Below are 17,673 nucleotides of genomic sequence, written 5' to 3'. Positions count from 1 at the left end.
GGCGCGGCGGGCGTGCGCGACGGCGGCGGCAGGGGCGCATTGCCGCTGGGCGGCGGCGGCGGCGGCGGCGCGACGCCGTTGTTCGGCGTCCTCACCCCGACCGGCGACGGCCCCGTGGCGTAAGGATCGGCGCCCGCGTCCACCGCGCTGTCCGGCAGAATGATGCGTTGTCCCGCAGAGATCGCGCCCCGCGGCCCCAGGCCGTTCAGGTCGATCAAAATCTGCACCGGCGTACGGAAACGACGCCCCACGCCCGAAATGGTGTCGCCCGTTTGAATCACATAGGTCGCGCCCGGCATAGCCGGATTACCCGCAGCGGGCGGCGGCGTCACCGTGATCGGCGTTCCGGTCGAGGGATAGGCAGGACCGCCCGCAGGGGGCAGGCCGCCGCCTTCGATATTGCCGGCCGGCGCGCGCGGTCCTTCCTGGATCGGCGGTTGAGCTGGCTGCTGCGGCTGCGTCGCCGGCCCTTGGTAATAGGGATTGTTCGGATAGGCGCCGGGCTGCTGGCCCTGGGGTTGCCCCGGCTGTTGCGGATAACCGCCCGCCCCCATCGGCCGGGTCGAGTAGCGCGGCTCGTTCGGATAGGTCGAACACGCCGTCACCGCCAGCGCCCCGCCGACGACCGCCGCCGCCCTGATCCAGCCTGTGAAGCCGCTCATGCGTCTCTCCGTATTAACCTTGTTCAGCATTCAGAAGCCGGTTTGCCCCGACCCGTGGCCGAATCCAACCCGGCAACCCGCGCGAAAGTGGGGCGGAAAGGTTAATGGAGCGGTGAGATTTCGCCCCTCACCCTTCTTTCGCCGTCCCTTCGACCAGGGGAACGAAACGGACCTCGCACAGGCTTTCCCGCTGGAAACTGCCGTCCGGCTGGCCGGTGTAGCGGTTCAGCATCTGCACCGAGGTGCGCCCCACCGGCGCGACCAGGACGCCGCCCGGCTTCAGTTGCTTCAGCAGTTCCGTCGGCTCATGCGGCGAGGCCGCCGTGACCATGATCCGGTCGAACGGCGCCTGCTCCGGCCAACCCTGTCCGCCGTCGCCGTGGCGAGTGAAGACATTATCGATCCCAAGGATTTTCAATCGGTTCTCAGCCTCATTTAAGAGGCTCTTGTAACGCTCGACCGAATAGACGAAGCGCGCCATGCGGCTAAGAACCGCGCACTGATAGCCGCTGCCGGTGCCGATCTCGAGCACGCGATGCCGCGGTTGGACGTCCAGCGCCTGGGTCATCAGGCCGACGATGAAGGGCTGGCTGATCGTCTGGGCGCAGTCGATCGGCAGGGCCTGATCCTCCCACGCCTGATCGAGGAATTTCTCATGGACGAAGACGGCGCGGTCGATGGCCTCCATCGCCTTCAGAACCCGCGCGTCCGTCACCCCCTGACGCCGCAGCGACAGGATCAATCGGCCCGCGCGGTCGTCCTTGAGACTCATTTTTCCTGCGGCCCCTTGGGCGGCGCCCCGCCCAGCACCTTCTTCAGGTCATTGACCGACTGCATGTGTGTCAGGTCGATGTGCAGCGGCGTGACAGAGATGCGGCCTTCGTCCATCGCCCGCAGGTCGGTGCCGTCGGCGTGCTCCTGCGGCGCGCCGCGGAAGGCCATCCAGTAGTAGTCGCGGCCGCGTAGGTCGGTGCGGCGAATGGCGTGCATCTCGCCGATGTCGCGGAAGCCCTGGCGCGTCACCTCGACCGTCTTGACCAGTTCGGGCGGCAGGCGCGGGAAGTTGACGTTCATGACCACGCCCTCCCCCCATTTCTGCTCCAGCAGGCGGGCGACGATGCCGGGACCGAAGGCTTCGGCCGTTTCCCAGTGGGCGATCGCCTCGTCGTGGAACCGCTCCAGCGACTGCGACAGGGCGATGGAGCGGATGCCGAAGGCCATGCCCTGAAGCGCGCCCGCCACCGTGCCGGAATAGCTGACGTCCTCGCCCACGTTGTGGCCGCGATTGACGCCCGACAGCACCAGATCAGGCTTCTCGGGCATGATGTCGTTGACGGCCAGGATGACGCAGTCCGTCGGGGTGCCGGTCACGGCGAACCGCTTGTCGCCCAGTTGATTGACGCGCAGCGGCTCGGTCAGGGTGATGCCCCGCCCCTTGGCTGACTGCTCGGTCTGGGGCGCGACGACCCAGACATCGTCCGACAGGGCGCGGGCGATCTTCTCCAGGCAAGCCAGGCCCTCGGCCTCGATGCCGTCGTCGTTGGTGAGGAGGATACGCATCAGGCTTCCTTCTCCCCTTGTGGGAGAAGGTGGCTGGCGAAGCCAGACGGATGAGGGGTCGAACCCCGGCCGGTAATCATGTCGTCTGAACTCGCCACTAGCATCTTCTGTCTGAGCAACCCCTCATCCGAGCCGCTGCGCGGCCCACCTTCTCCCACAAGGGGAGAAGGATCAGCCCACCTGTTTCAATCCGCCCATATAGGGCTGCAGAGCGGCCGGAACCGCGATGGTCCCGTCCTCCTGCTGATAGTTTTCCATCACCGCGACCAGGGTGCGGCCGACCGCCAGACCCGAGCCGTTCAGGGTGTGCAGATACTCGGTCTTCTTCTCGCCCGCGCGCTTGAACCGGGCGTCCATGCGCCGGGCCTGGAAGTCCCCGCAGTTCGAGCAGGAGCTGATCTCGCGATAGGTGTTCTGCGACGGCAGCCAGACCTCGAGGTCATAGGTCTTCTGCGCCGAGAAGCCCATGTCGCCCTTGCACAGCAGCACCTTGCGATAGGGCAACTCCAGCGCCTGAAGCACCGCCTCGGCGCAGCCGGTCATGCGTTCATGCTCGGCCTCGGAATCCTCGGGACGGCAGATGGAGACCATCTCGACCTTGGAGAACTGATGCTGGCGGATCAGGCCGCGCGTATCGCGCCCCGCCGAACCGGCCTCGGCTCGGAAACAGGGCGTCAGGGCGGTCAAGCGCATGGGCTCCGCCACCTCGTCCTCGGACAGGATCTGCTCGCGCACGAGGTTGGTCAGGGAGACTTCGGCGGTGGGGATGAGCAGATGCTCGCCCGCGCGGAATAGGTCTTCCTCAAACTTCGGCAACTGGCCGGTGCCGAACATGGCGTCGTCCTTGACCATGTAGGGCGGCGCGACTTCCTGATACCCGTGCTTGTCCGTCTGCAGGTCCAGCATGAACTGGCCGATGGCGCGCTCCAGGCGCGCCAGTTGCCCCTTCAGCACGGCAAAGCGCGAACCCGACATCTTGGCGGCGGCCTCGAAGTCCAGCAGACCCAGGGCCTCGCCCAGGTCGGCGTGATCCTTGGCCGGGCCGGTCGTGCGCGGCTCGCCCCATTTCAGGACGTCGACGTTGTCGTTCTCGTCCTCGCCGTCCGGCACGTCGGCGGCGGCCAGGTTCTTCAACCCGGCCAGCAGGTCGCGCAGTTCGGCGCCCTTGGCGGCCTCGGCGTCGCCCGCGTCGGCGATTTCGCCCTTCAGGGCTTCGACCTCGGCCTTCAGACGGTCGGCCTCGGCCATGTCCTTCTTGCCCATGGCCGCGCCGATGGCCTTGGAGGCGGCGTTGCGCTTGGCCAGGGCGTCCTGACCGCGCGTCTGGGCGGCGCGCAAGTCGACGTCCAGCGCCAGAATGCGCGCGACGACATCGGCGGCGTCATCCACGCCGCGCGACGACCAGCCCGCAACGAAGACTTCGGGATTGTCGCGAATGGCTCGGATATCGTGCATGGCGTCGCTCTTTCGGCGCTCAGGGAAGGAGAGCCGAAGGCTGTAGCGCCCCGCGCGGAGTCGGGCAAACCCCGCGCCCGATTTCTTAACCCTGACGCGCCGCCTTCACCTTGATGTCGACGCCGATGGCCTTGGACACCCAGTCGCCGCCCGCGTCGGACATCATGCCCATGTTCAGCGCCGTGCGGTCCAGCTCCAGCTTGCCTGCGACCGTGGCCGCCCCGTTCGCCTCGTCGAAGGTGAAGGGCAGAACGACCGGGACCGTCGTCGTCTTGATCCGCAGGGTTCCCGTAGCCTCATAGCGGTTGCCGCCCAGCGCCTTGAACGCCGTCGCTTCGAAGCGGGCGGTCGGATAGGTCGTCGTGTCGAACCATTCGGCGCCCGGCAGGCTGCCTTCCTGGGTGGCGTCGCCGGTCTTGGCCGTGCCGGTCTGGACCGTTACCACGGCTTTCGAGCCCGCCAGATCGGCCGGATCGAACCAGACTTGCGCGTCCCACTGCTCGAACCGGCCGGTGAAGGCCTTGCCGGTGTGGGTTCCGGTGAACTGGATGGTCGAGGCGGCCTTGTCCACTGTCCAGGCGGCGGCCGCGCCCGGCGTCACGGCCGCGTCAGCCGCAGGGGCGGCGGCAGGAGCCGAGGCGACCGCCTGCCCTTCCGTCTTGGGCATGGGCTTGGCGGCCAGGCCGAACGCGGCGCCGATCACGACCACGAAGGCCACGCCCGCCAGCCGCTCGGCCCAGCGCACGGCCGGCGTCGGCTCGGGCGCTACGCCATGGGCGTCATCGCCGTGCGGCAGGACCGGGATCATGTGCGACAGCACGCCGTCGCGATCCAGGAACTGGTGTTTCAGCGCCGCGGCGACGTGCAGGACGACCAGGACGATCATGCCCCAGGCCAGCTTGCTGTGCGCGCCCATGGCCATCCACGCCGTCGTGCGGCGAACGGCTTCGGAAGCGTGTTCGATGAAGGGCAGATGCGGAATGGTGAACAGGCCGAACCAGCTGGTCGCCACGGCCAGCGGCGTGTCCGTGACCACAGCCCATCCGGTCGAGACATAGGCCCACCCTGTCAGCGGCAGGGCCAGCATCAGGGCGTAGAAGGCGGCGTGCGTCGCCCGCGCGGCGAACTGCTCCCACCCCTTCATGGCACCGGGCAGAGCCGGAACCGGGTGCGTCAGCCGCCACACGATCCGCAGCGCCGTCAACGCCAGGATCAGGAAGCCGATCGACTTGTGAATCTGGAAGACGCGATAGGCCAGCGCCTGGCTGTCCGGCTCGACAATGGCGTCGCTCATCCACCAGCCCATCGGGATCATCGACAGAATGGCGATGGCGATCAGCCAGTGCAGGGCGATGGCGACGGCGCTGTAGCGGCTGGGGCGGCGGGTCATGAGAGCTCTCGCGTCAGTCTGAATATGAAGAGGGCGGGACCGAACGGCCCCGCCCCTTCGTCGTGTCGCAGCCTATCAGACGGCGGGAGCCGCCGGGGCGACTTCTTTGATGAACTCGGCGTCGAAGCGGATCGTCACTTCATCCCCGACCGGGCCCAGCGCCATGCCGAAGTCGGTGCGCTTGAACTTGCCCTCAGCCGAGAAGCCGATGGCCGGCGCCGGCACGAACGGGTGCTTCTCCAGGTCGCCGTTGAACGTGGCGTCCAGGGTCACCGGCTTGGTCACGCCCAGGAAGGTCAGATCGCCCGTCACCTTGGCCGTGCGCGTGCCGGTCAGCTCGACCTTGGTCGACTTGAAGGTGATCTGCGGGAAGGCGGTCGCGTTCAGGAAGTTCTTGTTCTTGGCGATGTCCTCGCTCCAGCTCTTGAAGCCGGTGGCGGCGTGGGTGCCGACGTAGTCGCCCTGATAGTTGGCGTCGACCGAAGCCGGATCGATGGTCGCCTCGACCGTGCTGTTGGCCAGGTTGGCGGTGTCCAGCGTGATCTTGGCGTCGAACTTGTTGAAGCGCGCCGTGTAGTTCGAGATCGAGTTGTGCGGCAGCGACCACTGCAGCGAGGCGTGGGTCGGATCCATCACATAGACGCCCGAGGTGGCCTTGAGCGCGACCGGAGCGGTCGAGGCGGCGTCGGTCGTCGGTGCGCCGGCGGTGTCAGCGGGCTGGCTACAGGCGGCCAGCAGGGCGGCGGCCGAAACGGCGATCAGGGCGGCTTTGATCTTCATGGGAGAGGAAACCTCAATCAGGCGGTTGAAACGAAAACTGGACAGACAGTCCGGAAACAGGTCGAGTGTCCGTCCGGCCGCGCCGTCGGACTGCAACAGTATAAGTTGCCATTCACACGCTTCAAGCCCCCCGATCACGAAAACCGCCTTCGACCTCACGAAAAAAGGATTGAGGTGCGTCTGCGGGCGACGGCGCCTATCCTCGCGACTCACATGACCATCCGTCGCCTCCCCCCCGAAACCGTCAACCGCATCGCCGCCGGCGAAGTGGTCGAACGCCCGGCCAGCGCCATCAAGGAACTGGTTGAGAACGCCATCGACGCCGACGCCCGCAGCATCGAGATTCAGGCGGACGGCGGCGGCCTGACCCGCATCCTGATCGCCGACGACGGCAAGGGCATCCCGCGTGACGAGTTGCCCGTGGCCATAGAACGCCACGCCACGTCGAAGCTGGAGCCGGACGATGCGGGCGACGTGGACCTGCTGCGCATCTTCACCCTGGGCTTCCGAGGCGAGGCCCTGCCTTCCATCGGCTCGGTCGCTCGCCTGAACATCACGACCCGTGCGCGCGCCGAAACCGGCCAGCCTCAGAACGACGCCTGGGCCATCTCCGTCGAGGGCGGCGCCCAGCGGCCCCTGTCGCCCGCCGCCTTCCCCGGCCCGCACGGGGCGCGGGTCGAGGTGCGCGACCTGTTCTACGCCACCCCTGCCCGGCTGAAGTTCATGAAGTCCGAGCGGGCCGAGGCCATGGCCATCTCCGAAGAGATCAAGCGGCAGGCCATGGCGCATGAGGCGGTGGCCTTCACCCTCAGCCTGGACGGCAAGACAACGCTGCGCCTGCCCGCCGAACATCCCGGCGACGAGGGGCGGTTGAGACGTCTCGGCGCCCTGCTGGGCCGCGACTTCGAGGCCAACGCCCTGCTGATCGATCAGGAGCGGGACGGCGTGCGCCTGTCCGGCTATGCGGGCCTGCCGACCTATTCGCGCGGCAATGCGGCGCACCAGTTCCTGTTCGTCAACGGCCGTCCGGTGCGCGACCGCCTGCTGCAGGGCGCCCTGCGCGGGGCCTACGCCGACTTCCTGGCGCGCGACCGGCACCCGGCGGCGGCCCTCTTCATCGACATCGACCCGCTCTATGTCGACGTGAACGTCCACCCGGCCAAGGCGGAGGTCCGTTTCCGCGATCCGGCGCTGGTGCGCGGCCTGATCGTCGGCGCCCTGCGCCACGCCCTGCACGCGGCGGGACACCGCGCCTCGACCACGGTCGCAGCCGACGCCCTGTCCGGGTTCCGGCCGCATACGGGCGAGGCGCTCTACAACCCGGTCGCGCCGCAGACGTTCAGCAACGCCGCGCCGGGCTGGAGCGGCTGGCAGGGCTGGTCGCAAGCGGCCGCCGCCGCCCAGAACCTGCCGGGCCTCAACGAACGCTCCGCCCGCGTCGAGCACACATGGAGCGGGGAAGCAGCCGCCCCAAGCTTCCGCACCCTGAGCGAGATCCAGGCCGAACACGCGGGCCAGATCGCGCCCGGCGCTTCGGCCCCAGTCGATCTGATCGACTACCCGCTGGGCGCCGCGCGGGCGCAGCTGCACGCCAACTACATCGTGGCCCAGACCCGCGACGGCCTGGTCATCGTCGATCAGCACGCCGCGCACGAACGACTGGTCTATGAGCGGATGAAGGCCCAGATGGCCGACGGCGCAGTCACCCGTCAGGCCCTGCTGACGCCCGAAGTCGTCGAACTGGACCCCGCCGAGGCCGAGCGCGTCGCCGCCAAGGCCGAGGAACTGGCCGAGATGGGTCTGATCGTCGAAGCGTTCGGCGCGGGCGCGGTGCTGGTGCGCGAAACCCCGGCCCTGCTGGGCGACACTGACGTTCAGGGCCTGATCCGCGACATCGCCGACGACCTGTCCGAACACGGCGCCGCCCTGTCGCTGAAAGAGCGCCTGGCCGAGGTCTGCGGCACCATGGCCTGCCACGGCTCGGTGCGCTCGGGCCGCGTCCTGTCGGCGCCCGAAATGAACGCCCTGCTGCGCCAGATGGAGGCCACGCCGCACTCCGGCCAGTGCAACCACGGCCGCCCGACCTATGTGGAGCTGAAGCTGCACGACCTGGAAAAACTGTTCGGGCGGCGATGATCTTTTCGTCACCCTACCGCTTCGCGACTTGAGGGGATGGCTCCTTCCGTCCTCTTCGTCTGCCTCGGCAACATCTGTCGCTCGCCGCTGGCCGAAGCGGCCTTTCGCGAAGAAGCGCGTCGCCTGAATCTGGACGTGGTCGCCGATTCCGCAGGCACGGGCGGCTGGCACATAGACTCCGCGCCTGACCCGCGCGCCCAGGCGGTCGCCCTGAAGAACGGCGTCGACATCTCGGCCTTGCGCGGCCGTCAGGTGAAGCCTGCCGACTTCCGCCGCTTCACCCATTTGGTGGCGATGGATCACGACAATCTTGCGAACCTGCGCCGCCTCGCCCCGCCCGACGCCACGGCCGAGTTATCCCTGCTGCTGGATCACGTCGAAGGCCGCGCCGGTCAGGCCGTGGCCGATCCCTATTTCGGCGAGGACGACGACTTCGACGTCACCTGGGCCAACGTCACAGCCGGCGCCCGCGCCCTGGCCGCCAAGCTTCAGCGCCGCAGAGGTTGAAGCGCCTAGCCGCCGACCGCCCCTCGCGCTATAAGCTGCGCCTTCCCCTAATGGGATGGAACCATGTTTGAGATTGTAGCCACGGCATAGGCCCGGACGCTGATCGTCCCGAGGCCTCCTGAGCCCGCCCCGCGCCCCGTTGCGCCGGGCGCGTGTCTTCTCATGCCTTGGAAATCTCAATCCCATGAACCTGTCACGTGCGGAGCAACGCACGCTCCATGCCCTCGCCCAGGGCGGTCGCATCCTGCTGGAACGCGACGAACAGGGCCGTATCCTGGCCGCCCGCTGCTTCACCCGCGAAGGCTGGGTGCTGGACGGCTGCAACCTGGATCAATGGCGCAGCCTGAAGCGCAAGGGCGTCATCAAGTCCCGAAACGGCGGCCCCTACGTCGTCAACCGCGACGGCCTCAGCCGCCTGCGCAGCCGGGCCGACAACCGGACCTCAGGCCGAAGCTTCTGACGCCCTGAGAAACAGGACGCGCGCGGCGCCGTAGTCGCGCGCGTCCAATCGCTCATAGCCGGGGGTGTCGATCTCGGGCTCGTCCGAGCCGCGCTCGAACACCACGATGGCGCCCGGCGCCAGCCAGTCCCCCTCCAGCAGCCGCGCCAGCGTCTGCTCGCCCAGGCCCTTGGCGTAGGGCGGATCCAGAAACGCCAGGGTGAAGGCCTCGCCCGCCGAGCCGGGGCGCGGCCCCAGATCGGTCGCGCTGCGCCGATGCACCCGACAACGGCCGAACAGGCCATAGGCGTCCATGTTCTCGCGGATGGCGCCGCGCGCGCCGTCGTCCGTGTCCACGAACAAACAGAAGGCCGCTCCGCGCGACAACGCCTCGAACCCCAGCGCGCCCGAACCGGCGTACAGGTCGATCACCCGCGCCTCATGCAGGCCTTCGGCCCACGGCGCATGTTCCAGCACGTTGAAGATCGCCTGACGCGCTCGATCCGACGTCGGCCGCGTGTTCTGTCCCTCGGGCGTGACGATGGCCCGACCGCGATATTGTCCAGCGACGATTCTCATGGTCCCGCCTCTGGACCGGCCACGCGCGCAATGCAACGTTCGGCCCATGTCTCGCGTTGAATTCCCCGGCTTTATTCAGTTTGCATTTCGCGTCGCCATCGAACAAGCGCGCAACAGTCCCCTGATCGCCGAGGTTCAACCCGCTGCGCCCTGGAAGCGCCTGATCGCCTTCATCGCACTGTCCGCACTTCTCATGGCCACGGCCATGGTGGCCGCCATCCTGCTGACTCTTCCTTTTGAGTCGGCGGGCCTGCTCCCCACTGACCTTTTCGCCGTCGCACCTGAAGGCCCAGACCGTCTGTGGGACGAAAACGTCTCGGTTCTAGCGCTAGGCTTGATGCTGGGCTTCATGGGCGGAGCCATCCTGCTCGCCGTGAAGATTGTTTATCGAGCACCGGTCGCCGCCTTCCTCTGGCCCGGCCGCCGTCTCTCCTGGCGACAACTGGGAATTGGTTTCGCCGTCATGAGCGTCGTCGGCGGCGTCAGCGTCCTAGTCTACAATCTGATCGATCCGATCGGCCCTCCGCCGATCTTCAATCCCCCCTATTCGATCGAAAGCCGCCTGACCTACATCCTTGCGGCGAGCGTCGGCCTGTTGATCGCGGCGGCGGCTGAAGAAGTCGCCTTTCGAGGCGTTCTTCTCAGGGTCACTGGAGGGCTCACCCGCAGCCTGATCCTGTTGTGCCTGATCAATGCGTTGGTCTTCTCCGCCGTCCACCTGGATCCCGATCCAGTGGCGTTCGTCGCCCGCGCTCTGTCGGGCCTGGTCTGGACCTGGGCCGCGCTGAGACTAGGCGGCATTGAATTCGCCATCGGCGCCCACTGGGCCAACAACCTCGCCATAGCCCTGTTGGGCGAACCGCTGTCGGGCGCCGGGCTGTCCGCCGAAGCGATCCCTGCGTCCGCCTTGGCGCTGGAGTTCGTCAGCCTCGTTATCGTCCTTGCGGCCGCAGAACGCCTAGCCCGCAACCGCCAGGCTCAGTCCCCGGCGTAGAGAGCCTCGACCTCGGCGCCGGTCATACGGGCGCGGTCGCCGGCGAAGGCGTAGTTGGCGGGCTTGGCGTCGATATAGACCTCGCTGTCGAAGGCGAAGGCCGACGGATCGTCGAACGCCTGGACCGAGACCATGACCATGCCGCCCGCCTTCAATCGCCAGAACAGGTTGGAGCCGCAGGCCGAGCAGAACTGCCGCTCCGCCCACTCGGACGAATCATAGGTCGTCAGCGGTCCCTCGACTTGAACGGTGTCGCCGCAGTCGACGCTGAGCGACACCCCGCCCGAGGTCCGGCGGCACCATTCGCAATGGCAGGCGTGCATTCCGCCCTTGGGCGTGGCGGTAAAGCGCACCGCCCCACACAGACAGCGGCCGTTCAACTGGGTTTCAACGTCCGCCATGCCCTGCGTCTCTGCTCAATAGTCAGCCGCGTCCGCGCGGGCCGCCACGACCGCCTGCACCGCCCGAAGGCTTGCCGCCGAAAGGTTTGCCTCCGAACGGTTTGCCGCCGCCGCGAGGACCGCCTGGTCGGTCGCCCGAACGAGAGTCCGAACGCGCATCAGGACGCCCACCGGCTCCACCGGGACGACCGAACGGCTTGCCGCCGGGCTTTCCGCCGGGACGGCCGCCCTTGGGCGGACCGCGACGGTCGTCGATGAACTGGTCGGCGCGCGGTTCGCGCGGCGTGAACGGACGGCGCGGACGATCGCCGCCTTCCGTCCCTTCGTCATCGCCTGGACGGGCGCGCGGCTTGAAGGTCTTCTTGTGTTCGAACTTCGGTTTGGCCTTGGCCCAGCCTTCCTTGCGAGCGGGCTTGCCGAACTCGGCGCCGTCTTCAGCCGCCGTCTCGGCGGCGCGAACGCGGCTGGGCTTGCGCGACGGATCCGACATGGCCGAGCCGGACTTGCCGCGCACGATCGGCGTGCCGGTGCGACGCCCCGGAATCGGCGCCGGCGTCGCCACCGTGTTGCCGGTCGGCAGGTTCTCGGGACGGATATGCTCGGCCAGCATTTCGCGGATCACGCGCGGGCCGACTTCTTCGACCGATCCGACCGGCAGGGTGCCGAGTTGGAACGGACCATAGGCCAGGCGAATCAGGCGGTTGACCGTCAGGCCGATGCTCTCCAGCACCTTGCGGACTTCGCGGTTCTTGCCCTCGGTGATCGAGACGCTGAGCCACAGGTTGGCCGACGACTTTTCACCCTCAGTCTTTTCCTTGGCCTTGTCGATGGTGGCTTCCACGGGGCCGTAGCGCACGCCGTCGACGACCACGCCGTCCTTCAGCTTGTCCAACTGCTCCTGGGTGATGCGGCCGCGCGCACGGGCGCGATACTGGCGCACCAGGGCCGTTTCCGGCAGTTCCAGCGCCCGGCTGAGTTCGCCGTCGTTGGTCAGCAGCAGCAGGCCTTCAGTCGCCAGATCGAGGCGGCCGACCGAAATCACGCGCGGAAGGCCGCTGGGCAGGGCGTCGAACACGGTAGGGCGGCCAGCCGGATCGTTGTGGCTGGTGATCAGGCCTGCGGGCTTATGATAGCGCCAAACGCGCGTCGCCTGGGCCGCGCCGATCGGCTTGCCGTCGACGGTGATCTTGTCATCGCGCGTCACCAGTACAGCGGGCGTGGCCAGGATGCGGCCGTTCACCGCCACCTTGCCCAGACCGATCAGCCGTTCGACCTCACGACGCGAGGCGATGCCCGCGCGGGCCATGGCCTTGGCGATTCGTTCGGTGCGTTCGGGGCCCTTGGCCTCGGGCGCGGACTTGTCGCTCGACTTGCCCCCGGCGCGGTCGCGAGGCTTGCCGCCCGGCTTTGCGCCCTTGTCGAAGGGCTTTCGCGGGCCTTTATCGGCGAAATTGCGGGGACCGCGCGCGCCGTCGTCTTGACGGGAGCGGGGCTTCTTGTCGTTGTCTTTGGGATGGCGATCCATGATGAGCGGTTCATGAGCATGGCGCTCGATCTGGCGCAAGCGGCGGCTGAGGCTGGCGAGGTGCCGGTCGGGGCCGTGATCGTGGACGAAAACACCGGCGAAGTGCTTGGGCGCGGGCAAAACGGGCCCATCACGGCCCATGATCCGACCGCCCATGCCGAGATCGTCGCCCTGCGCGATGCCGCGGCGAAGTTGCAGAATTATCGCCTTACGGACCTGACTCTCTATGTCACCCTAGAGCCGTGCGCCATGTGCGCGGGCGCCATCAGCCACGCCCGCATCGGCCGCGTGGTTTGGGGCGCGGACGATCCCAAGGGCGGCGCCGTGATCCACGGCGGGCGTTTCTTCGACCAGCCGACCTGTCACTGGCGGCCCCGGACCGAGCGCGGCGTCATGGCTGATCCGGCCGCTGAAATGCTGCGCAGCTTCTTCCGCTCACGCCGGAAATCACGATCAGGAACGCTGAGCGACGCCGGGCGTTGAGTTTCCAAGCTTGACCTTGAGAGGCTCCTCTTGCCGACCCGTATCCTCTGGCCGACCATCGTCTCCGTCCTGGTGCTGTTGTCCGCCTGCGGCCAGGAACCGCGCGAGGCCCCGACTGACGGTGACGCCGTGCGCGAACGCGCCGTCGAAGCCCAGACCGCGCGCCGCCGCACCGGCGCCGAGCTTCAGGACCGCGCCCTGAACCGCGTCGTGCACGCCGTCTATCTGTGCAACAACTCCGAACGCCTGTCGGTCGACTTCGACAACCCGCGCCAGATGGCGACCGTGCGCAACTCCAGCGGCGAGGCGGTGGATCTGTTTCAGGAACGCGCCGCCGACGGCATCTGGTATCGCGCCTCGGGCTATGAGCTGCGCGGCAAGGGCGTAATGGCCACATGGACCGCCGCCGACCGCGAACCCACCGAATGCCGGGCCGTCGACTAGGCGAAGGCCGCCAACCGTTCGTCCAGCCGTCGCCGCACGTCGGGCCAGTCCTCGTCCAGGATGGCGAACTGCGCCGTATCCCGCGCCCGGCCGGTCCAGGTCGTCTTGTGCTTGCGCAGCACGCCTTCAAAGTTCGCGCCCAGCTTACGGATGGCGGCCTGGCTGGCGGCGTTCAGGGCGTCGGTGATGATCTCGACCCGGATCGCCCCGTTCGAAAAGGCGTAGTCCAGCAACAGGCGCTTGCACGCCGGGTTGATCGGCCCGCCCCGCGCCTCGGGCCGATAAAAGGTCGAACCGATCTCGCGGCGCCGATGCTCGGGCTTGATCTCATAGAGGCTGGTCGTGCCGACGACCGTGTTGTCGTTGCGACGCCGCACGGCATAGGCGATGCGAGGCCCCGCCGCCATCGCCTTCAGCGCCGCATCCCACCAGCCGTCGAAATGCGCGCCATAGGCGGCGGCGACCATGCCGTTCCAGGCGTCCGGGTCGCAGTCCAGCGCCGCCCGAACCTCATCCTTCAGCGCCTCGGTGAACGGCTCCAGCCGGACGAAGGCGTCTTCAAGGACGACGGGCGACAGTTTCACGCCGCGCCTTCCTCGATCAGGAAGGCGCGCACCGCCTCGGCGTCCACGTCCTTGTCGGTGAAGGCGTCGCCCACGGCTCGCGCCAGGATCAGGGTCAAGCGCCCGCCCTCGGCCTTCTTGTCTCCCGCCATGCGCGCGATCAGGGCGTCGGCCGCGAAAGCGTGGGCCACATCCGAAAGTCGCGTCGGCAGGCCCGCAGCGCGGATGCCCGCCTCGGCCCGCTCGGCCTCAACCGCCGGGCAAAGCCCCTGCCGCGCCGAATAACGGAAGGCCATGGCGCAACCCAACGCCACCGCCTCGCCGTGGGTCAGGGTCTCGTCAAACGCCAGCTCTGCCTCCAGGGCGTGACCGAAGGTGTGGCCCAGGTTCAGCAGGGCGCGACGGCCCGCCTCCTTCTCATCCTCGCCGACGATCTGGGCCTTGATTTCGACCGAGCGGATCACCGCCCGCTCCAGCGCGTCAGGGTCGCCCTGCGCCCCAGCAGCCCCCTCGCCGCCCAGCCAGTCGAAGAAGGCCGCGTCGCAGATCAGCCCGTGCTTCAGCACCTCGGCCCAGCCCGAGCGCACCTGGCGCACCGGCAGGGTGGCCAGGGCTTCGATATCCGCCAGCACCCGACGCGGCTGATGGAAGGCGCCGATCAGGTTCTTGCCGCGCGGGGTGTCGATGGCCGTCTTGCCGCCGACCGAGGAATCCACCTGAGCCAGCAGCGTCGTTGGAATCTGCACGAAGTCGATCCCGCGCATGAACAACGCCGCCGCCAGACCGGCCAGGTCGCCCACCACGCCTCCGCCCAGGGCGACGACCAGGCTCTTGCGATCCAGTCCTTCGGCCAGCAATCGATCCAGCACCGCCTCAAGCTGTTCAAACGACTTGGACGCCTCGCCTGCGGGCACCGTGACGATTCCGGTCGCCAGGCCCGCGCCTTCCAGCGAGGCGCGCACCGTCTCGCCGTGGATAGCCGCGACTGTCTCGTCGCTGACGATGAAGGCTCGCGTGGGCTTCAACGCGGCGACCTCGGCTCCCGCCGTCTTCAGCAGACCGCGCCCGACGACGACCTCATAGGGGGCGAAGGCGCCGCCTGCGACCGGGATCGTCGTGGTCATGACTGGGTCTCCTGCCGTCCGAAGCGGCGCAATTGTTTCAAGATGGCCTCAACGGCCTGGGCGTGCGATCCGCCGCCCACATCGACCGTCAGATCGGCCTCGCCGTAGATCGGATAGCGCGCCTTGGCCAAATCGTTCAGGGCTGTCAGAGGATCGCGATTGCGCAACAGCGGCCGGGTGTCGCGTCGCCCTACCCGCTCGGCGATGACCTTCAGGTCCGCACGCATCCAGACGCTGACGGCATGCTGCTTCATCAGGGCGCGGGTGTCGGGGTTGAGCACCGCCCCGCCCCCGGTCGCCAGCACGATCGGCGGCCCTTCCAGCAAGCGCTTCATGACCCGCGCTTCGCCCGCCCGGAACTCGACTTCGCCGCGCGTGGCGAAGATTTCGCTGACGGTCATGCCCGCCGCTTCCTCGATCACATGATCGCCGTCGGCGAACGGCAGGCCCAGCCGCGCCGCCAGGCGCCGCCCCACGGTCGATTTCCCGACGCCCATCAGCCCCACCAGGGCTATGGTGCGGACCGAAGACAGCGGGAAGGAATCAGGCGAGGCGTCAGAAGGCATGGTCCGTACACCCTCTACACCAGACGCCGCCCCGCTTCACACCCAGAAGCGATGACCAGACGCGCCGCATGACCCCGCAGATCGAAGCCTTTCTGGAGATGATGGCGGTGGAGCGCGACGCCTCGCCCCACACCCTGGCCGCCTATGGCCGCGATCTGGCGGACGCAGAGACCTGGCTGAACGACGCCGGGGGCCTGGTGAACGCGCCGCAGGAGGTGCTGGAAGCCTGGTTCGCCGACCTGTCGCGGCGCGGCCTGTCCGCCGCCACAGCCGCCCGCCGCCGCGCCTCCGTGCGGCAGTTCTATCGCTTCGCCCTGGGCGAGGGTTGGCGAGCCGATGATCCTTCGCGCCGGCTGGACGCGCCCAAGCAGGGCCGCAGCCTGCCCAAGACCCTCAGCCGCGACGAGATCGAGGCTCTGCTAACCGCCGCGGGCGCCGCCGACAGCACGGCGGGCCTGCGCCTGATCGTCCTGGTCGAGATGGCCTACGCCTCTGGCCTGCGCGTGTCCGAGCTGCTGGCGCTGAAGGTCGAGGCCGTTCGCCGCGACCCCGCCTATCTGATCGTGCGCGGCAAGGGCGGCAAGGAGCGGCTGGCCCCGCTGAACATGCCCGCGCGCGAGGCGATCAAGGCCTGGCTGAACGCCCGCGACGCCGCCCGAAAGCCGAACACGCCCGACAGCGCCTGGCTGTTCCCCTCGCACGGCAAGAGCGGCCATCTCACCCCGCGCCGCTTCGCCCAGCTTCTGGATCAGGCGGCGATCACGGCCGGTATCGACCCGACCCGCGTCAGCCCCCACGTCCTGCGCCACGCCTTCGCCACCCACCTGCTGGAAGGCGGCGCTGACCTGCGCGTGGTGCAGACCCTGCTGGGGCATGCCGACATCTCGACCACCCAGATCTACACCCACGTCGCTGTCGACCGCCTTTCCCAGGTGGTCCACGCCAACCACCCCTTGGCGAAGGACGACTGAACCCGCGCTTGCTCCGAGGCGTTCCGCGCTCTAGGTTCCGCCGCCTTCCGTAGCGCCAAGCGCGCTTCTTCCTCACGGACGCCTTATGGCCACGCACTATCTCGAATTCGAAAAGCCGATCGCCGAACTGGACGCCAAGATCGCCGAGCTGTCGCTTCTGGCGCCGACCAGCGGGTCGTTCGAGACCGAGATCGCCGCCCTGCGCAAGAAGGCCGACGCCATGCGCACCAAGGCCTACGCCAACCTCGATCCGTGGATGCGCACCCAGGTCGCGCGCCACCCCCAGCGTCCGCACTTCGTCGATTACGTCGACGGCTTGTTCACCGACTTCGTTGAGCTGCACGGCGACCGTCAGTTCGGCGACGACCAGGCCATCCTCGGCGGTCTGGCTCGCTTCCGCGGCCAGCCGGTCGTGGTCATGGGCCACGAAAAGGGTCACGACACCCAGACCCGCATCACCCACAACTTCGGCATGGCCCGCCCCGAGGGCTATCGCAAGGCCGTCCGCCTGATGGACATGGCCGAGCAGTTCGGCCTGCCGGTCCTGACCTTCGTCGACACCGCCGGCGCCTATCCGGGCCTAGGCGCCGAAGAGCGAGGACAGGCCGAGGCCATCGCCCGCTCGACCGAGCGCGGCCTGACCCTGGGCGTGCCCTCCATCGCCACGGTGACAGGCGAAGGCGGCTCGGGCGGCGCCATCGCCATCGCCGCCGCCAGCCGCGTGCTGATGCTGGAGCACTCGATCTATTCGGTCATCTCGCCGGAAGGCGCGGCGGGCATCCTGTGGCGCGACGGCGCGCGGGCCAAGGACGCGGCCAACGCCATGAAGATCACCGCGCCCGACCTGATAGAGCTGAAGATCGTCGATCGCGTGATCCCCGAGCCCCTGGGCGGCGCCCACGCCGACCGTGAAAAAGCGATCCGCAATGTCGGCCAGGTTCTGGAAGAAGAGCTGAAGGCCATGTCCGGCCTGTCCGCTGAGCAGCTCAAGAAACAGCGCGCCGACCGCTTCTACGCCATCGGCCGTCTGGGTTGATCAAGGGCTGATCGCGATTGCGCGGCGTCGCAACGCCGCCGAAGCTGACATCATGCGA

Annotated in this window: 20 protein-coding genes; 8 read left to right on the top strand and 12 right to left on the bottom strand. The window is 68.2% G+C overall.

From position 1 onward, the window contains the following. The 6 genes from ACU5AP_RS06690 to ACU5AP_RS06665 form a co-directional block, all read right to left on the bottom strand. On the bottom strand, positions 1-662 hold a 662-nt coding region (locus ACU5AP_RS06690), incomplete at its 3' end, for a LysM peptidoglycan-binding domain-containing protein (RefSeq protein WP_446680976.1). Between the two features lie 127 nt (positions 663-789). Then, on the bottom strand, positions 790-1,434 hold the full coding sequence (locus ACU5AP_RS06685; RefSeq protein ID WP_128720170.1) for a protein-L-isoaspartate(D-aspartate) O-methyltransferase: 645 nt from the start codon (positions 1,432-1,434) through the stop codon (positions 790-792). Then, positions 1,431-2,222 carry a 5'/3'-nucleotidase SurE gene (gene surE / locus ACU5AP_RS06680; RefSeq protein ID WP_003165262.1) on the bottom strand — a complete coding sequence of 264 codons (792 nt, stop codon included), beginning with the start codon at positions 2,220-2,222 and terminating at the stop codon, positions 1,431-1,433. The genes ACU5AP_RS06685 and surE overlap by 4 nt, the downstream gene beginning before the upstream one ends. A 171-nt stretch (positions 2,223-2,393) precedes the next feature. Then, positions 2,394-3,677, bottom strand: a complete 1,284-nt coding sequence (gene serS, locus ACU5AP_RS06675) for a serine--tRNA ligase (RefSeq protein WP_128720171.1) — start codon at positions 3,675-3,677, stop codon at positions 2,394-2,396. An 85-nt stretch (positions 3,678-3,762) separates the two neighbouring features. Next, positions 3,763-5,067, bottom strand: a complete 1,305-nt coding sequence (locus ACU5AP_RS06670) for a YceI family protein (RefSeq protein ID WP_191001970.1) — start codon at positions 5,065-5,067, stop codon at positions 3,763-3,765. Between the two features lie 75 nt (positions 5,068-5,142). Next, entirely contained in the window at positions 5,143-5,847 is a 705-nt protein-coding gene (locus ACU5AP_RS06665) for a YceI family protein (RefSeq protein WP_112999918.1), read from the bottom strand. A 213-nt stretch (positions 5,848-6,060) separates the two neighbouring features. Here ACU5AP_RS06665 and mutL point away from each other — a divergent pair, with 213 nt between their 5' ends. The 3 genes from mutL to ACU5AP_RS06650 all read left to right on the top strand — a co-directional run bounded on the left by mutL (position 6,061) and on the right by ACU5AP_RS06650 (position 8,950). Continuing rightward, positions 6,061-7,983 carry a DNA mismatch repair endonuclease MutL gene (gene mutL, locus ACU5AP_RS06660; protein WP_128720173.1) on the top strand — a complete coding sequence of 641 codons (1,923 nt, stop codon included), beginning with the start codon at positions 6,061-6,063 and terminating at the stop codon, positions 7,981-7,983. Positions 7,984-8,019: 36 nt separating this feature from the next. Further along, positions 8,020-8,490 carry a low molecular weight protein-tyrosine-phosphatase gene (locus tag ACU5AP_RS06655; RefSeq protein WP_128720174.1) on the top strand — a complete coding sequence of 157 codons (471 nt, stop codon included), beginning with the start codon at positions 8,020-8,022 and terminating at the stop codon, positions 8,488-8,490. 184 nt (positions 8,491-8,674) lie between these two features. After that, the gene (locus ACU5AP_RS06650; protein WP_003165268.1) at positions 8,675-8,950 is read left to right on the top strand and encodes a YjhX family toxin; all 276 of its coding nucleotides are present in this window, start codon (positions 8,675-8,677) and stop codon (positions 8,948-8,950) included. Here ACU5AP_RS06650 and rsmD read toward each other — a convergent pair. Further along, positions 8,933-9,508 (bottom strand): 16S rRNA (guanine(966)-N(2))-methyltransferase RsmD, encoded by a 576-nt coding sequence (rsmD, locus tag ACU5AP_RS06645; protein WP_128720175.1) that lies wholly within the window; start codon positions 9,506-9,508, stop codon positions 8,933-8,935. The two genes, ACU5AP_RS06650 and rsmD, sit on opposite strands and share 18 nt — an antisense overlap. Before the next feature lie 46 nt (positions 9,509-9,554). Between rsmD and ACU5AP_RS06640 the strand changes: the two genes are divergently transcribed. Next, complete coding sequence (locus ACU5AP_RS06640) at positions 9,555-10,502, top strand: CPBP family intramembrane glutamic endopeptidase (protein WP_446680975.1); 948 nt, start codon at positions 9,555-9,557, stop codon at positions 10,500-10,502. On the opposite strand, the gene ACU5AP_RS06635 is transcribed toward ACU5AP_RS06640, so the two are convergent. Next, a complete protein-coding gene (locus ACU5AP_RS06635) occupies positions 10,487-10,903 on the bottom strand; it encodes a GFA family protein (protein ID WP_164918027.1) in 417 nt (138 codons plus the stop codon). The two genes, ACU5AP_RS06640 and ACU5AP_RS06635, sit on opposite strands and share 16 nt — an antisense overlap. 22 nt (positions 10,904-10,925) lie before the next feature. Then, positions 10,926-12,428 (bottom strand): pseudouridine synthase, encoded by a 1,503-nt coding sequence (locus ACU5AP_RS06630; protein ID WP_128720177.1) that lies wholly within the window; start codon positions 12,426-12,428, stop codon positions 10,926-10,928. A 12-nt stretch (positions 12,429-12,440) separates the two neighbouring features. Between ACU5AP_RS06630 and tadA the strand changes: the two genes are divergently transcribed. Together tadA and ACU5AP_RS06620 are read left to right on the top strand one after the other, a co-directional pair. Further along, positions 12,441-12,911 (top strand): tRNA adenosine(34) deaminase TadA, encoded by a 471-nt coding sequence (tadA, locus tag ACU5AP_RS06625; RefSeq protein ID WP_088409794.1) that lies wholly within the window; start codon positions 12,441-12,443, stop codon positions 12,909-12,911. 30 nt (positions 12,912-12,941) lie between these two features. After that, positions 12,942-13,355: an MliC family protein gene (locus tag ACU5AP_RS06620; protein WP_046654111.1), complete on the top strand. Its 414-nt coding sequence runs from the start codon at positions 12,942-12,944 to the stop codon at positions 13,353-13,355. Here the strand turns inward: ACU5AP_RS06620 and ACU5AP_RS06615 are convergent. Genes ACU5AP_RS06615 through ACU5AP_RS06605 form a run of 3 tightly spaced genes read right to left on the bottom strand, consistent with a single transcriptional unit; the run spans position 13,352 to position 15,608 of the window. Further along, positions 13,352-13,939 carry a GNAT family N-acetyltransferase gene (locus ACU5AP_RS06615; RefSeq protein ID WP_128720178.1) on the bottom strand — a complete coding sequence of 196 codons (588 nt, stop codon included), beginning with the start codon at positions 13,937-13,939 and terminating at the stop codon, positions 13,352-13,354. The genes ACU5AP_RS06620 and ACU5AP_RS06615 overlap by 4 nt on opposite strands. After that, a complete protein-coding gene (gene aroB, locus ACU5AP_RS06610; protein ID WP_128720179.1) occupies positions 13,936-15,042 on the bottom strand; it encodes a 3-dehydroquinate synthase in 1,107 nt (368 codons plus the stop codon). Before aroB ends, ACU5AP_RS06615 begins: the two co-directional genes overlap by 4 nt. Next, a complete protein-coding gene (locus tag ACU5AP_RS06605; protein ID WP_003165277.1) occupies positions 15,039-15,608 on the bottom strand; it encodes a shikimate kinase in 570 nt (189 codons plus the stop codon). Before ACU5AP_RS06605 ends, aroB begins: the two co-directional genes overlap by 4 nt. Before the next feature lie 68 nt (positions 15,609-15,676). On the opposite strand from ACU5AP_RS06605, the gene ACU5AP_RS06600 reads away from it, so the two are divergent. Both ACU5AP_RS06600 and ACU5AP_RS06595 read left to right on the top strand, forming a co-directional pair. Continuing rightward, positions 15,677-16,579, top strand: a complete 903-nt coding sequence (locus tag ACU5AP_RS06600) for a site-specific tyrosine recombinase XerD (protein WP_128720180.1) — start codon at positions 15,677-15,679, stop codon at positions 16,577-16,579. A gap of 85 nt (positions 16,580-16,664) precedes the next feature. Next, positions 16,665-17,615, top strand: coding sequence for an acetyl-CoA carboxylase carboxyltransferase subunit alpha (locus ACU5AP_RS06595; RefSeq protein ID WP_046654116.1), 951 nt, complete (start codon positions 16,665-16,667; stop codon positions 17,613-17,615). Positions 17,616-17,673 lie beyond the last annotated feature (58 nt).

Source organism: Brevundimonas sp. RM1 (genome assembly GCF_052907225.1).
The sequence above is the reverse complement of the archived record's forward strand: the minus strand, read 5'-3'. Positions and strand labels throughout refer to the sequence as shown.

Coding starts and splice junctions, on each gene's coding strand:
- ACU5AP_RS06685 (WP_128720170.1), bottom strand. CDS start 1,434: ATGAGTCTCAAGGACGACCGCGCGGGCCGATTGATCCTGTCGCTGCGG.
- surE (WP_003165262.1), bottom strand. CDS start 2,222: ATGCGTATCCTCCTCACCAACGACGACGGCATCGAGGCCGAGGGCCTG.
- serS (WP_128720171.1), bottom strand. CDS start 3,677: ATGCACGATATCCGAGCCATTCGCGACAATCCCGAAGTCTTCGTTGCG.
- ACU5AP_RS06670 (WP_191001970.1), bottom strand. CDS start 5,067: ATGACCCGCCGCCCCAGCCGCTACAGCGCCGTCGCCATCGCCCTGCAC.
- ACU5AP_RS06665 (WP_112999918.1), bottom strand. CDS start 5,847: ATGAAGATCAAAGCCGCCCTGATCGCCGTTTCGGCCGCCGCCCTGCTG.
- mutL (WP_128720173.1), top strand. CDS start 6,061: ATGACCATCCGTCGCCTCCCCCCCGAAACCGTCAACCGCATCGCCGCC.
- ACU5AP_RS06655 (WP_128720174.1), top strand. CDS start 8,020: ATGGCTCCTTCCGTCCTCTTCGTCTGCCTCGGCAACATCTGTCGCTCG.
- ACU5AP_RS06650 (WP_003165268.1), top strand. CDS start 8,675: ATGAACCTGTCACGTGCGGAGCAACGCACGCTCCATGCCCTCGCCCAG.
- rsmD (WP_128720175.1), bottom strand. CDS start 9,508: ATGAGAATCGTCGCTGGACAATATCGCGGTCGGGCCATCGTCACGCCC.
- ACU5AP_RS06640 (WP_446680975.1), top strand. CDS start 9,555: ATGTCTCGCGTTGAATTCCCCGGCTTTATTCAGTTTGCATTTCGCGTC.
- ACU5AP_RS06635 (WP_164918027.1), bottom strand. CDS start 10,903: ATGGCGGACGTTGAAACCCAGTTGAACGGCCGCTGTCTGTGTGGGGCG.
- ACU5AP_RS06630 (WP_128720177.1), bottom strand. CDS start 12,428: ATGGATCGCCATCCCAAAGACAACGACAAGAAGCCCCGCTCCCGTCAA.
- tadA (WP_088409794.1), top strand. CDS start 12,441: ATGAGCATGGCGCTCGATCTGGCGCAAGCGGCGGCTGAGGCTGGCGAG.
- aroB (WP_128720179.1), bottom strand. CDS start 15,042: ATGACCACGACGATCCCGGTCGCAGGCGGCGCCTTCGCCCCCTATGAG.
- ACU5AP_RS06605 (WP_003165277.1), bottom strand. CDS start 15,608: ATGCCTTCTGACGCCTCGCCTGATTCCTTCCCGCTGTCTTCGGTCCGC.
- ACU5AP_RS06600 (WP_128720180.1), top strand. CDS start 15,677: ATGACCCCGCAGATCGAAGCCTTTCTGGAGATGATGGCGGTGGAGCGC.
- ACU5AP_RS06595 (WP_046654116.1), top strand. CDS start 16,665: ATGGCCACGCACTATCTCGAATTCGAAAAGCCGATCGCCGAACTGGAC.